We start from the raw sequence: 13989 nt of genomic DNA, 5'->3' as shown, positions 1-13989 counted from the left end.
GGTCTTGATAGTTTTATCCTACTTAAATTATCAAAATTTATTTTTTTCTTTTTTTTGCTATGTACAAAAAAATCTTGCAATCGGAATGTCTGAAACGTCACATTTATTTGTGGCGTTTTTTTAATACACTTATACATAAAATAATTTCTCACTGCAACACAGAGCCTCTCTCAGCGTCAAAAAAAGCCCTATTTTATACATTAAGGCTTTAATCACTAACTTCTGCAAAGATCGTTAATGTTTGATTCATTCCATTATCATTAGTAACTGATACTATATTATAATCTTTTCCATTATATCTAACATATTGGCGTGGATTGATTCCTTTTCTATATCGAATAATGAAACGGACATTTTCTTTGTTTGCTGTAAGCCTCCATTGTTGAAACTCATTCCCTTTCATAGTTTTTACATCTGCCCAAGGTGTAGCAATTACAACTTTAGTTGATCCAAACGCTTCAGGACCATCATTACTTTTCACTTCTAAGATTTCAATTCTATTATTAAAATGATATGCCATTGTTTACCTCCTTACATCGCTCTTAAAAATTGCTCATAGTTATCAAATAGACCTACATACGCATCTAACAACGACGCCACGCCATCAATACGACGTTTAGGTGACTGGTTCTTAATAGGGACGATATTACCGTTTCTATCAGTTTCTACACCTGTATTAGTTAAGCACCATTTTAAAATCGGGTTATTATTGTAATTGATTTTATGTTTCTCTAAATCAGCGCCCATATTTTGCATTGGTAAGCTTAACGTTTTAGCCCCTTGTGGCGTTCGTACCATGTGAAAGCCATACGCTTCCATTTCATCTACCCAGTATCTTGCTGAATAGTTATCGTAGTATATCCATAGTGGCGTTATATCATAGTCATTCATCATCTCATTAAACCAGTCCGTAATATCGCTATAATCAATCGTGTTGCCACTACATAATCTTAATAGTCCCTGTTCGTGCCATTTGTCATATGGTATTTTGTCCTCATGCACACGTTTATATAAATTATCTTCAGGCAACCAATACATCTGATGAGCGAATCTCATTTCAGTTTCAGGATCAATAAATAATAATGTGGCACAACTTAAGTCCGTTGTGATGCTTAAATCTGCCCCACCTATCGCATACCAACCTGTAAAATCTTTAATGTCGAATGTATCTTCATTATTTATTGCGTCGAACGTGAGCCATGCGCTATGTGTCACTTCACGGATATTAAAGTCTTTGGTTAAGATACCCGTTAAGTCATTCATATTATTTTGTGCACGTGCCACTTTACGCTCAATATCTTCAACCTTTTTAGATACACCTAGAGCAGGATTAGCTTTCTGCCAACAATCAGGGAGTTTATACTCAGCTTTATGATCTAACTCATACATAATCGGCAGAAAGTTATCATCAGTGAAATTACCATCAACCACGTTACATGCATACTCATATAAATCATCAAAGATTGTACCCCTATGAGTTCCAGCTGTTGTAATCATAATGAGTAATGGTTGTGTACGTGCAGACTGAGATTGTTTCATTACTTCATAAAGGTTTCTATCTTGAATGGAATGTAACTCATCAATCACGACTAGATGCGCATTAAGTCCATCTAATGAATTGGAGTTCTTGCCTAGTGATTGCATCTTACTGAAGTTATGACTGAAATATAAATCTGACTTGCGCTTACGAATATTTTTATTTAAATCAGGACTCTGTACAATCATCTCATGCGCTTGGTCGAAGAGTATATTAGCTTGGTCACGTTTCGATGCAACTGAGTACACCTCTGAGCCACTTTCCCCGTCTGCAATCATCATGTATAAAGCAATCGCTGCTAACATGGTTGTCTTACCATTCTTACGACCGACAAAGAAAAATGATTCAGTATATCGTCTGTAACCTGTTTCTTTATCGACAAAGCCAAATAGTGCCGAAATATAAGCTTTTTGGAATAAGTCTAATACTAATGGTTTACCAGCAAGTTCACCTTTAGAATGACGACAGAAATTTTCTATAAATCGAATCGGTCGCATAGCTTTATCTTCATCAAAGATATATTTGTCGTGATGTTCCATATCTTGAATTAGTTTCTGATATTGTTTTTTAACACGCTTAGAAGTCACAATTTTGCCATTCTCTATTGCTTTATAATACTGTTCAATATAGTTAGCCATTAGTCACAAAGTCCATAAATGCGTCTGATTCTTCTACTTCTTGAGGCAATAGAGACAGTAATTGCTTAAGTGTGGCGTTATACTTCGAAACTGTCGTATTGTATGACTTCATAGCAGGGCTTTCTTTCAGATATTCTTGTTCGCCCTGTTTAAAGATGTACGTTGCGCCATGTGTTCGTACAGTGTTTTTCAGTTCGTTCATTGTTTCTTTCATGAAATTTAATTCTTCTATTAAATCATATGCAACTGGTTTATTAATATTATTATCTTTATCAATTTGTATTTTAAGTTGTTCTAAATTAATTGATTTATATATCTTATTCATTTTTTATTCTCCTTAAAATAATTATTAGGCACCCCTAAACTTTTAAAATCTCGAATGGAGGAAAAGTTGAGCCCAGCACGGGTTCCCTTCAAATCCTTTCATATCAACAACATGGGGGGGGTATATTTTTTATTAAATTATATTTTTATTAAATTTCCTTTTTCATCAAATTTTAATCCTTCGCCTGTTGATGGACTTCCGAAATGTTCTTGATTGTGGCACGTCTGACATAAACATTCTAGTAAATCATGGTTCAATGATACATAAGGATTAGTGTAATTCTCTGCGTTTAAATACACTTTATGATGACAAATAGACGCTACATCTCCACATCGTTCACACATATAATTCTGTGATGCCATGTAACTATTCTTGCACTTCTGCCATTTAGCAGATTTATAAAATGCTTGTGGTATGCTTTTAGCCATCGTACTCACTTCCTAATGCATGTAATGCGCCTAATAAGCTATCAATTGTACGCTTTAATCGTTCACTATCTTGTGTTTGAGGGTCAAACCACAATTGAAGTATAAACTTTGCTGTTGTTTGTGCTAATGGCTGCACTGGTTCATCTAACCAATCACGACCAGTAGTAATATATAAGTAGTTAGGTATTGCCTCAACTAATGGAATGATAATATCATCGTTAAAGTCTCCATCAACTCTCAAAGCATTACGTGCATCTTCTATTGATAAAATCATAGCGTTCACTCCTTTATGAATAAAGGACACCAGCTAATTCACTGATGCCCTTACTGGTTTATACTGTTTATGCTTCAGCTGTTGTAGTAGTTAACTTGACAAACGCTTCACTCATTAATACACGAGTATCTGCTACTGCCATAGCTCTATAATCAATTAAGCCACTACGGAATGATGATTCACGTGATGACTCAAGCATAATGCCTTGTGGTAAGTTATAACCTACATAGTTGAAGTTACCTAAGATGATTGTGCCGTCTTCGATATTGTCATCAATGATAACTTGCTTACCAAAGATATATCCTACATTCTCATGTTGCGCATCTTGGATAAAGATAGGGCGTTGGTTGTTATCCATCACACCGTACACTTGGTTATATAGCGTTGCGTTACTCATTGCGAACTTAGCGTTTTGTGCATAACCACGTGCAAGCATTCCTAACGCTTGTGTGAAGTCTGTATACTTACCTGTTACATCTAAGCTGTTAGTAGCGTCCCACTTGATACCTGTTAAGATACCTTCACCTTGTCCTTTACCTGTGCCATTGATAAGTGCGTATTCAATCGCTTCAACAACACAATTAGTTAATTCTTCAACTAGGTAAGACTCGAACGCTTGAATGCTCATTGTTTTAGCTTTCACTGAGATAGAGAATACTTTTAATATTTCGTTAGCTTCAAATTGTACTGATGCTGTGATTGGTTTATCTGCTTCTACATAAGCGCCCTCTGTATGCCATTCTGCTCTATCTTGAGGCGTACCGATTGGAATACGAATTTTAGTAGGCATATTAAACGTACGAACGTTTGCAAGTAAACCACCTTGTGTACGTGCTTTCTTAATTACTTCATTCAAAGTTTGCTCTGGAATAACTGCGCTTGAATTACTTGATGAAGCAAATTCATCTGCACGATGTTCAATGTCTTGTTGTTCCATTGCTCTATTAAATGTACGTTGTTCAATATCTGTTAAGTTTTTACCTAACATTGTTTTAAAGAATGCTGAACGGTACTCTTCTGAACCAAAGATGTTATTTGTTGGTACTTCATGTTGCCCTCGTAATTGTGTCCCTGTAATTGGATTGTATGAACGTTGTTCTGTGTTATTTTGTTCCACTTGTTGATTCTCCTTATCTTTAATATTTGCTTTAGCTTGGTTTAAGCCTTCGATTTCTATATTTAATTTAGTTACATTTGTTTCTGGGTCTGTATCAATTTGACCTTTAATTTCTCTTGCTCGTGTTTCAATTTCTTCTAGTGAAGAATTACGATAATAATTAAATGCCTCACTTACTGTATTAAACATATTAGTTAATCTCCTTTATAAATAATTTGTTAAGGTTAATTTTCGCTTTATTAATTTCATATTGTCTTTTCTCTGCTTCCTGCATCTGACTTCTAGCCTCAACAGATGTCTCTGAATAAGCCGGAAAGTTCACCACAGAAAACTCTAATACTTTATCTATTTTAGTAATTGTGCGTGTTCTTGTTTCTACATCGTACCGACTGCCGTCTGATACAGTAAATCCAAAACTAACGCCCGACATATCACCACGTTTTACTGATTCATATACAGAACGTGATTCACTAGTGTTTGCCAACCTAGCTCTAAAATGCATACCTGCATCATCTTGCCACACGTCCATTGTTTTAGGTGATTTTGCTAATGGTAGACGATTCTGATCGTGTGACACTAAAAGTCTTGTGTCATTGAACTTCACTCCGTCCAGCGCATTACGTTTGATAATTTCGGTATATGAACCTGTTGGTGTATTAATCAGTGCGGGTTTATCAAAAACGATTGCTGTTCCTTCAAGCACCATCTCGTCATCTCTAGTTTCTGCTTGTATATCTGCACTTCTAATTTCTTTCATCTTGTCCGACCTCCTTATCTCCCATCTGATAATTCTTTGCTAGCGTCTTCTCTATATAATTAAGTGACTGTATACGTTCGTCTCCATTTTCAACGCTTGATAGGTTCATTAAATCACGTGCTTCATTAATTGTAAGTAAGCCTAATGGCAATAACTCCTTAATCATATTTGATTTAGATTGATTGCTCGCATACTGTAATTTAGATGATTCAAAAATAATACGATTACTGAAAGCTTGTTCACGTTCGGTAAATATCTTATCTGTGAGTTCTGATGAAAGTTGTATCGCAAAAGGTTCTATTACAGACTCATAAAACGCCTGCCATGTGTTCTCATCATATTTACCTGTCACAATATCCTCATTGATACCTAAATAGTCATAAATCTTCTTCTTAACGACTTCCATTTGTGATGTATCAATCTGCACATCTGACGTTTTTAATGGAATATATTCAAGCATGGCATCTAAAGGAATGACACCGCCGTTGTTACTCATAGAAAGATAATCATTCATAAACGCATCTTTCTTTTCCTTAAGTTTAGAATCTGCTAATTTTTGATTATATTTTAATATCCCTCTAATTTGTGCTGAGTTTTTAATTGCTGATTCCATACCTAAATTTTGCGTATGCGCTAGTTCTAGCGTATTCATAATAGCCGAATTATCATCGCCCAGTAATTCATTAGAATTAAAGTGACGGCGTAATATAGCCACCTCAGACAGTCTGAAATGAACGATTTCCCCATCTTTGAATAAACACTTTAGAAACATCTCGCCTGCACCGTCGACCACATACTCAACGCTTGTTGGTGTCAGTGGGTACAAGCCTGAAAGATTTCCCTTATTGTCTTTTTGAATAAGGATAAACGCATTATTGAATAAGTAATATTGCGTTGCGATCTTATAAAGAAAATCATAGCCACTCATATATGGATTAGGTCTATTTTGTAATAATCGGTTAATTTTATAGTTATTAAAGTCTTTTGTATCGTTCACATGCTTACCTGATAACTTCGCAATATGTCGAGCAATTGCATCTACTGCACTTCTAAATATGTCATTTGAATACGCATCACCATTAAACTGTGAAAACGATTGAAAGCTACCTGAAAGCATTTCAAACTGTCTTGATGTGGTCTGTTCTATCTTATCCAGTCCAAGCATCTTATTAATCCACTTCGGCACATTGTCACCTACTTTTTATATTGTTCACGTTCTTTTTTAGTACCTGGTACTAATTATTTACTTAAAGTATACCACAAAAGGCTCTACAAAGCCAATTGTGGTAGTTTTAACGCTTTGAACCAGCTGAACCAAAGCGCATATTTATAATCCTATTGTGATTCAACTGAACCATAATAGGATTATTTATAAAGTATCTAATTCCTTAATACTTTTTTCACTGACGTTAAAATGCCAATTTAATTGACTTTTATCTTTAACATTAAATCCAGCCTTTAACATTGCACCTTTAAATTGTCCGTTAGTTACATAACTACTTTCTAAAGTACCAGATAACGCTTCTCTATATCTTCTTTCAAATACGTGTTTCAATCCATATGATGAATGTCTAGTATTAAAAGTTTTAATTTTATTCATTGAGTAGCAAAATTCTAATAGTGCATTTTTCTTAACTTCGTTTAATTCTTCAAAATGTTCAGGTTTATTAATATCGTTCATAATATATACTCCATTCTTATATTTATTTCTGTGTGTCATGAGAGTGAAATAAAAGTTACTACATATTACCAAAGTTACTACACAACCATTTGAAGTATTGATACAAAGGTATTTGATACCTTTACGTTGATAAAGTTACTTACTACAAAAGTTACTACCTTAATAGAAAAGCAGCTACATAAGTTACTACTTTTTCGCGAATATCTACTACATTTAATTGAAAGTAGCTACATAAGTTACTACTTATAAAGTTGACAACCACAGGCTTTTATAGGTTATGTTGTAACTTATCTGCTATGTAGTAACTTTTTTGTCTACTCTCTATACAAAGATTTTATTTTTTTATATAGGTTACTCCCTTTTCTTGGTTCTATAATGTTAGTTTTATCATTATACTTATCATCAATATCGTGAGGAGCTACATCATAAAGGACTTCGCTATTTTTGTGATAAAAATCAATACCATAACCTTTATAAGGTGATCTAACACGTTCGACCGTATAACCTAATCGAACTAACTCTTTGGTAAAGTTATGCACCTTCATCACTTCATAACCGTACCTTTTAGCCCATTGTCGATAAATTTCATATGCCACTTCTCTGGCTCTACCATCAACGGGGTGAATTGGTCTATTACCTTCCATATCTAAGAAATGTCTTACTGGCTCATTTTCATATTGGTAACTTTCAATAAGTTGATCACTTTCATCTACTTGGATAAATTCACCTGTTTTTAATAATTCAGGAAGATGTTCCAAACATTTATTTAATAATGCCGACATTACTTGTGGCTGATTCAATTTCTCATCTAATCCCAATTCTTTTTTATATCCACCTTTACCAAATGTACGTTTCATAGGTACGATAATCATGCGACGATAAAAACCATATGTTTTATCGCTTGCTGGTGGTATGTTATTACCAGCGAAAAGAAGTTTGTTATGAGGAATAAAATCAAAATCTTGTTTCCCTTTCGGATTTACATTAATTGTTCGACCTGTGGCAATAGATTTAAAATTACCTGTATCTTTAATAAATGTATTATCCATATCATCGTCAATATTAATCATTTTGCCCATTAATCGTGCTGGCTTGAATTCATGCCCTAAGTCTTTAAATTTCAATGCTGTTGTATTTCTACGACCTATAAAATTATGGATTAATTGGAGTAGTGTTGATTTACCGTTACTACCATTTTTGTTTTTAGTTCCCATACTATAAAAGAAAAAAGTCTTTTCTAAAAAATTTTCTTTGTATAGACAATAAGCGATGATTTGATAAATTAGTTTTTCTATATGTTCATCTTCATCAGATACACTTTTTATAAAATTTTCTAGAGTTTCACTTTTAGCGTCAGGATCAAAATACACATCAACTTTGCTTGTTGAAATATGTTGTGGTGAATCATCTAACAATTCATTAGTTTTTAAATTCAAGACGCCATTATTTACTACTAATTTATGAGGTTCCAGCTTCTTCTCCTCAAAATTGATTGACATTGCTTTGATTTTATAAAATACTTCTCTATTTTGATGTTCTTTAATTTGTGGCATTTCTAAAAATGTGATTTGTCTAATCGTATCCTCATCTAAATGTTGGTAATATTTACCGTTAAAAAAATGTATATTTCCGTCAATCATTACCATATTGTATTTGTTGGATAAAAGACGGCTGAATTTAGTGTGGTTAAATTTATCATCTTCATCTATTGATTTTTGGTATTCTTCAATCAATTTTTCACTGATGTTGTGAATATCTGCCATTATATCCCTCCATTATTTATTTAAATGTATTCTCAGAATTGAATTAAATGTTTGATTGACTTCTTTTTCACTTAAAGGCGGATCGCATGTTTTGGCCCAAGCACTTACCAAACCGTATACTAAATGCGTATCTACATATCTTTTTAATAGGTGTCCTATAATAGAAGCCAACGCTTGATTACGTTCTCCTTCACCTACACCAAATGCTCTTTCACGCCAATAATTTTCGCTACGCTTCTTATACTTTTTTGAATGGTCTACAATAATTGTCTCATCTTCATCAGGGTACTTTTTAACACAACTATCAAGTTGTTCACGTGTGATAAATGGCGCGTCATTGATATACCAGTGATAAGGTTTTTCTTTGTCTTTTATGGTAGGTAGTGCTGACAATTGAATAGGCGTAAAACATGATTCATCTATCGTTTCACCAATATATTTAGATAATGCTCTAGCGTATTTGGTATATTCATCAGGTTTCACTATGTCATCAATAGGAATTAGCAGCCTAAATCTTGGACGTAAGTCTTTATCATTTTCATCGTGCTTATCTCTATGTCTAAAAGTGCTATATATGAAATAAGAAAAGTGTTTCATCTTTTCTTGAATGTTTTCAACAAAACGACCCATGTCGTCTATATCGTCATAATCTAGTGAAAATACTTGTCTATACATCACATTTTCATCTCTTCTATGATGTTGAAGTATTTCCCCTGTTTCATCATCTACACCATCTGACACATCACCATAAATGGCTAAACCGTTGGCGTATTTATTATGGCTAACAACTGGGCGAGTTAACCACTCGCACCAGTCAGACCACATTATATTTTTTACTTTTTCAGTTCCTTTTGCATAAATATTTTGATATACTAATATACGAAGTTCATCATTATATTTTAAGTTGAACATTAAACAAATTCCTTTCTGTAATTTTTTTAAATACTATGCGTTATCAGTTCTGTCGCCAAACTTCGCTGATGACGCTTTTTCTATTTCACGGATTTTCTTCATAATGTCATCAAAATCTTTCATATACATAAGCATCAAATCAATGACTTGTGTGTTTTTGATACGATGCTCGTGATATTTCCAGCCATGCGTATATATTTCTTTTTTAGTTAACATATGATTAGGTTCATGTGTGAAATACTCATCATCAAACCATACAAAAGATGTTACGACATCATTAATTTTTTCTTGTACTACTTCTAAATCATCAAATAAATTTCTTAATTCCCACTCCATTATTGCTTAACTCCTTAACTAATTTTTTGCTTATTATAGATTTCTTTAGCTTCAATTAAACTTTCTAAAGTACGTTTGCAGTAGTCTATTTTCTCCAAATCTTCACGACTAAAGAAACTTAATTGACTTTGACTTTCAAATATAATTTCTTCTTCATTTTTAATAATCCAGTTGATAGCGTGCATGATATTTTGTTTATTCACATCTAATTTAGCAGCCATTGTATCACTCCTATTTGTAGAGTTTTATTACTTTTTCACTTTTTAATGAAGGTACAGATATACCGTAAAAAGCACATACATTTTTTAATTTCTTCACTTTCTCTTTCCAGTTTTTTCTCTCTTCTTCAAACTCATCGTGAACAATATTAAAATCACTTCCTAGATCATCTAATATAATTTGTTCAATAGCTTCAGCACCTTTAATATCTCCTTCTTCTCTATATGCTTTAGCTTTTTCGATTAAATAGCCTGTTAACTCTGAGATTCTATCAAATTCACCCATTACTCTATGAAGTTCACAACTTGATTCCATTGCGTCTGCATATGCTTCGAAAATATCAATGTTCATCTTATTTCACTCCATCAAAATTATTTTCAATTTGTTGTAATGCCCACTCGATTATTGCTTGTAAATGTTCCTCACGATTTACTGTTTCAACCCATTCGTTATGACCTTCTTCAAAACGATGTTCATATTCTGTTGTTTTATCCCCAACAGTTGTTCCTAACGTCGTATAAATATCTTGTATAACATCTTTTTGTTCTTGTTCCATTTTCTATACACTCACTTTCTTATCTTTAAGTTCGACAATTCTATTAATATCTAACTCCATACATGCAATTGCAATGTTAGGACTAACTTCAGGAAAGTGTTTCTTAAATACATCAGGTGCAATATTTAAAAGAAGATTTCCTTCAACATCTTTCACATTGAACCAACCTACTACACTTTTTGTAATTACTACTTGTTGCTGCATTCTTATTCCTCCTATGATCCTACTTTAATGTTTTTACTAAACAAATCATCAATTGACATGCCATACATTTCACTTAAAATTTTTGCTTCAGGCAAAGTGAAATTAGCTTTACCAGTTTCTTTAAGTTGATAACGTTGTGGAGTTATTCCTAATTTCTGTGCTACTTTCTTTTGAGTATCTCCCTTTTCTTTTCTTGTGATGTATAACATCGGATAATTTAAACTTGCCATTAAAACTCCTCCTTTTTATGAATCAAATTTGATTCATTTGATTCATATATAACGTTATCAAATTTTAAATGATATTGCAATAAAAAGATTCGAAATTAATTCATTTGAATCATACAAAAACGTTTTATAGAATTGTTATTAGTGATAATATTATTTTGAGGTGATTACATGACTGATTTAACAGTAGATGAAATTAAAAAGATCGGTGAAGTGTTGAAGAATTTAAGAAAAGCAAAAAATAAAACAACTAGAGAGACAGCTGAACAGTTACTTTTTTCACAAGGTCATATTAGCGGAATAGAAAATGGTAAAAGAGGTGTACCTTCTGTCGAATTTTTAACTAAATATATACATTCCTTGACCTTTGGGCTTGAAGAATTTAATTATTACGCTCAAAAAATAGAAGAAGCATCAAAAGGAAAATATAAATTAACATTAGATAAGAAAGATACACATACACTTTTCGATAACAATAAAATTAGCTTAAATCAATCTGTAAATGTATTTTTTCAACGTAATAAATTGAATGAACTAGAAACTCGCTTTTTTGAAGTACCTATTAATGATTTAAATTATCAACTACACGATATTGATAATACAAAAGCATATAAAGGGTTAGGTTTAACTGATTTGGATAGAAAGAATATTGATATACTTATAAACAACTATTTAATACAAAAATTAGAAATTCAAAAAGAAAATATAAATATGAATCAAGAAAAAAATTTAATGGATCACGATACTTCAGAAAAGCTTCGATACAAATTAAATAAGTTAATCGAGCGCTTAAATAGTACAAAGAAATACGAATATTAGAACATTTATTGTAGGTGAATATATGAAACATGACATAAACCTATCCCACAATATTTATAAAGATAAAAAACGTGGCACATACTATTTTAGAATTAAATACTATGATAGAACGAATAAAAGAAAAGAAATAAAAAAGAGTGGATTTAAGCAGCGTAAGGAAGCAGTAAAAAAATGTAATGAAGTTATGAATGAGTTAGAAGGTATAGGACATATAAATAAATTGCCTTTTGATGAATTAGCAAATGAATACTTAGATTGGTATTCTGCTAGACGTAAATCATCTAGTGTTAAATCTTTAAAAACACATCTGAATAATCATCTAATACCACATTTTAAGTCTATTGATGTATTTGAAATGACTACTCAAGATATAATGAAATTTCAAAATAAAAAACTGAAAGAAAATCATTCGGGTGAATATTTGAAAAAGATGCACATATTTATCGTTTCATTACTTAACCATGCCATGAAGTATCATGGTTTACAAAATAATGTTGCTTCGTTAGTTGGAAATTTTGAAGTTGAATCAAATAAACGTTTTAACTATTGGACTTTAGATCAATTTAATCAGTTCTATGAAGTATTACCTACTTTAGAGCAAAAAGTATTTTTTAAATTATTATTTTATAGTGGTGCAAGAAAAGGCGAAGTACGTGCATTGACTTGGGAAGATATTAATTTTAAAGAAGAATATATACATATCAATAAAACTGATTATCACGGTGAAGTAACAAGTCCTAAAACTAAAGCTGGTACACGTGATATATATTTGCCAACTCATATGATGAATGATTTAAAAAATTATCATTCTTTGTATAAAGAACATAATATGTATAAAGATAGTTACGTGCTATTTGGCACGTTTTTCAAAGCATTTAGTGAAAGTAAAATTGATCGTTGGTTTACTAATGCGTACAAATTACTTCCTGATGATTTTCCTAGAATTGTAATTCATGAAATCCGTCATAGTCATGCGTCACTTTTGATTAATCATGGTGCTAGTTTAATGGTTATTGCACAAAGATTAGGTCATTCATCTATTGAAGAAGTAAGCACACGTTACGGGCATTTATATCCTAGTACACAAAAGGAAATTGTAAAATACTTATAAGAGTATTATAAAAAAATATTACGTCCTAATCATAGGGCGTATTTTTTAATGGGGCATATTCGGGGCTATATTGGGGCAATAAAAATAAAAAGCCTGCAACCAATAGGGTTACAAGCTATAAGATGGAGGCGGCGGGATTCGAACCCGCGTCCAGAGGTCCTGATACACATCTTTCTACGTGTGTAGTCTATTGATAAATTTCGCATAATAGTAAGCAACAGACAACCAGTATTATGCTAGTTTGATTGGTTTTCATCTAAACAGACTTCAAACGGCAGTGTTTAGCATATCCTACTAGGGTTGAATCGCGTTAACAGCACGTAGGAAATGCTGTTAGGCGATGCAGAGTGCTATTACGCAGCTACTGCGAAATTATTGTTTGATTTGTCAGTTATATTTAACCGAATGTGTTGATGACGGAGACAACCCTCCGACACGCTTAATGAGCTCGGGGGACCCCTGTCGAATCCAAGAACGCCCCCTCAATTCTATTAAGAAAAACTAATAAATCGTTACTATTTAACTAACTTTAACTATAAATAACAACTCTTACTATCATATCAAAGGAAGCCCGATTAAGCAACAATTGTGCTTAATAACGGGCTTTAATTGCACGGTCAACATCACGTTTCATCGCTTTATCTTTTAAAGCTTGACGTTTATCATGAAGTTTTTTACCGCGTGCTACACCTAATAACACTTTGCATTGACCATGTTTTAAATATAGCTTCAATGGAATAATTGAATAACCTATTTCTCTAGTACGCTCACCTAATTTAATAATCTCACGTTTATGGAGTAATAATTTTCTAGAGCGCAAAGGGTCATGATTGAAACGGTTACCCTCTTCATATGGCGCAATATGCATGTTATTCACGAACATTTCTCCGCGCTTAACTTGGGCGTAACTATCTTTTAAGTTTGCGCTACCACGACGGATAGATTTGATTTCGGTTCCTTTTAACTCGATACCCGCTTCTATCGTATCTTCAATGTTGTAATCATGTCTTGCTTTACGGTTCTCAGCCAATGTGCCTGGTGATTTCTTTTTCTTCTTAGCCATAATGATTTGTCACCTCTTTGCT

At 32.8% G+C, this 13989-nt stretch carries 20 protein-coding genes and 1 other RNA gene; 2 read left to right on the top strand and 19 right to left on the bottom strand.

Translation table 11 applies throughout. The annotated features are described in order from the left end of the window. Positions 1–208: 208 nt before the first annotated feature. The 17 genes from E2558_RS01060 to E2558_RS00980 form a co-directional block, all read right to left on the bottom strand. Positions 209–520, bottom strand: a complete 312-nt coding sequence (locus tag E2558_RS01060) for a phage head closure protein (protein WP_126565147.1) — start codon at positions 518–520, stop codon at positions 209–211. Between the two features lie 11 nt (positions 521–531). Continuing rightward, complete coding sequence (locus E2558_RS01055) at positions 532–2175, bottom strand: terminase large subunit (RefSeq protein WP_126565146.1); 1644 nt, start codon at positions 2173–2175, stop codon at positions 532–534. Next, a complete protein-coding gene (locus E2558_RS01050; protein ID WP_053017512.1) occupies positions 2168–2500 on the bottom strand; it encodes a hypothetical protein in 333 nt (110 codons plus the stop codon). Before E2558_RS01050 ends, E2558_RS01055 begins: the two co-directional genes overlap by 8 nt. 137 nt (positions 2501–2637) lie before the next feature. Then, positions 2638–2928, bottom strand: coding sequence for an HNH endonuclease (locus E2558_RS01045; RefSeq protein WP_126565145.1), 291 nt, complete (start codon positions 2926–2928; stop codon positions 2638–2640). After that, positions 2921–3202, bottom strand: coding sequence for a head-tail connector protein (locus tag E2558_RS01040; protein WP_037558410.1), 282 nt, complete (start codon positions 3200–3202; stop codon positions 2921–2923). Before E2558_RS01040 ends, E2558_RS01045 begins: the two co-directional genes overlap by 8 nt. A gap of 67 nt (positions 3203–3269) precedes the next feature. Then, positions 3270–4508, bottom strand: coding sequence for a phage major capsid protein (locus E2558_RS01035; protein WP_126565144.1), 1239 nt, complete (start codon positions 4506–4508; stop codon positions 3270–3272). 1 nt (position 4509) lies between these two features. Next, positions 4510–5076: an HK97 family phage prohead protease gene (locus E2558_RS01030; protein ID WP_053017517.1), complete on the bottom strand. Its 567-nt coding sequence runs from the start codon at positions 5074–5076 to the stop codon at positions 4510–4512. Beyond that, positions 5063–6262, bottom strand: coding sequence for a phage portal protein (locus E2558_RS01025; protein ID WP_229716375.1), 1200 nt, complete (start codon positions 6260–6262; stop codon positions 5063–5065). Before E2558_RS01025 ends, E2558_RS01030 begins: the two co-directional genes overlap by 14 nt. A gap of 183 nt (positions 6263–6445) precedes the next feature. Continuing rightward, on the bottom strand, positions 6446–6757 hold the full coding sequence (locus E2558_RS01020; RefSeq protein ID WP_168210206.1) for a hypothetical protein: 312 nt from the start codon (positions 6755–6757) through the stop codon (positions 6446–6448). A 314-nt stretch (positions 6758–7071) separates the two neighbouring features. Continuing rightward, on the bottom strand, positions 7072–8520 hold the full coding sequence (locus E2558_RS01015) for a DNA primase family protein (RefSeq protein ID WP_126565143.1): 1449 nt from the start codon (positions 8518–8520) through the stop codon (positions 7072–7074). A gap of 12 nt (positions 8521–8532) precedes the next feature. Next, positions 8533–9432: a primase alpha helix C-terminal domain-containing protein gene (locus tag E2558_RS01010; RefSeq protein WP_126565142.1), complete on the bottom strand. Its 900-nt coding sequence runs from the start codon at positions 9430–9432 to the stop codon at positions 8533–8535. A 33-nt stretch (positions 9433–9465) separates the two neighbouring features. Further along, positions 9466–9768, bottom strand: coding sequence for a type II toxin-antitoxin system toxin TscT (gene tscT / locus E2558_RS01005; protein ID WP_053035641.1), 303 nt, complete (start codon positions 9766–9768; stop codon positions 9466–9468). A 14-nt stretch (positions 9769–9782) separates the two neighbouring features. Then, entirely contained in the window at positions 9783–9989 is a 207-nt protein-coding gene (locus tag E2558_RS01000; RefSeq protein WP_002467971.1) for a hypothetical protein, read from the bottom strand. 10 nt (positions 9990–9999) lie between these two features. Next, positions 10000–10338 carry a hypothetical protein gene (locus tag E2558_RS00995; RefSeq protein WP_085055668.1) on the bottom strand — a complete coding sequence of 113 codons (339 nt, stop codon included), beginning with the start codon at positions 10336–10338 and terminating at the stop codon, positions 10000–10002. A gap of 1 nt (position 10339) precedes the next feature. Further along, a complete protein-coding gene (tscA, locus tag E2558_RS00990; protein WP_126565141.1) occupies positions 10340–10543 on the bottom strand; it encodes a type II toxin-antitoxin system antitoxin TscA in 204 nt (67 codons plus the stop codon). Between the two features lie 3 nt (positions 10544–10546). Continuing rightward, a complete protein-coding gene (locus E2558_RS00985) occupies positions 10547–10747 on the bottom strand; it encodes a pathogenicity island protein (protein WP_126565140.1) in 201 nt (66 codons plus the stop codon). Between the two features lie 11 nt (positions 10748–10758). Next, positions 10759–10977 (bottom strand): helix-turn-helix transcriptional regulator, encoded by a 219-nt coding sequence (locus tag E2558_RS00980; RefSeq protein ID WP_126565139.1) that lies wholly within the window; start codon positions 10975–10977, stop codon positions 10759–10761. Positions 10978–11145: 168 nt separating this feature from the next. Between E2558_RS00980 and E2558_RS00975 the strand changes: the two genes are divergently transcribed. Both E2558_RS00975 and E2558_RS00970 read left to right on the top strand, forming a co-directional pair. Then, the gene (locus E2558_RS00975) at positions 11146–11793 is read left to right on the top strand and encodes a helix-turn-helix domain-containing protein (protein WP_126565138.1); all 648 of its coding nucleotides are present in this window, start codon (positions 11146–11148) and stop codon (positions 11791–11793) included. Positions 11794–11815: 22 nt separating this feature from the next. Next, entirely contained in the window at positions 11816–12904 is a 1089-nt protein-coding gene (locus tag E2558_RS00970) for a site-specific integrase (protein WP_126565137.1), read from the top strand. Between the two features lie 120 nt (positions 12905–13024). Here E2558_RS00970 and ssrA read toward each other — a convergent pair. Continuing rightward, positions 13025–13386: a transfer-messenger RNA gene (ssrA, locus tag E2558_RS00965) on the bottom strand. 110 nt (positions 13387–13496) lie between these two features. Continuing rightward, positions 13497–13967, bottom strand: a complete 471-nt coding sequence (gene smpB / locus E2558_RS00960) for an SsrA-binding protein SmpB (protein WP_103328124.1) — start codon at positions 13965–13967, stop codon at positions 13497–13499. Between the last annotated feature and the right edge of the window lie 22 nt (positions 13968–13989).

It is taken from the genome of Staphylococcus pragensis, assembly GCF_004785665.1.
Lineage (GTDB): Bacteria > Bacillota > Bacilli > Staphylococcales > Staphylococcaceae > Staphylococcus > Staphylococcus pragensis.
This window is presented reverse-complemented; position numbering and strand designations above follow the sequence as displayed.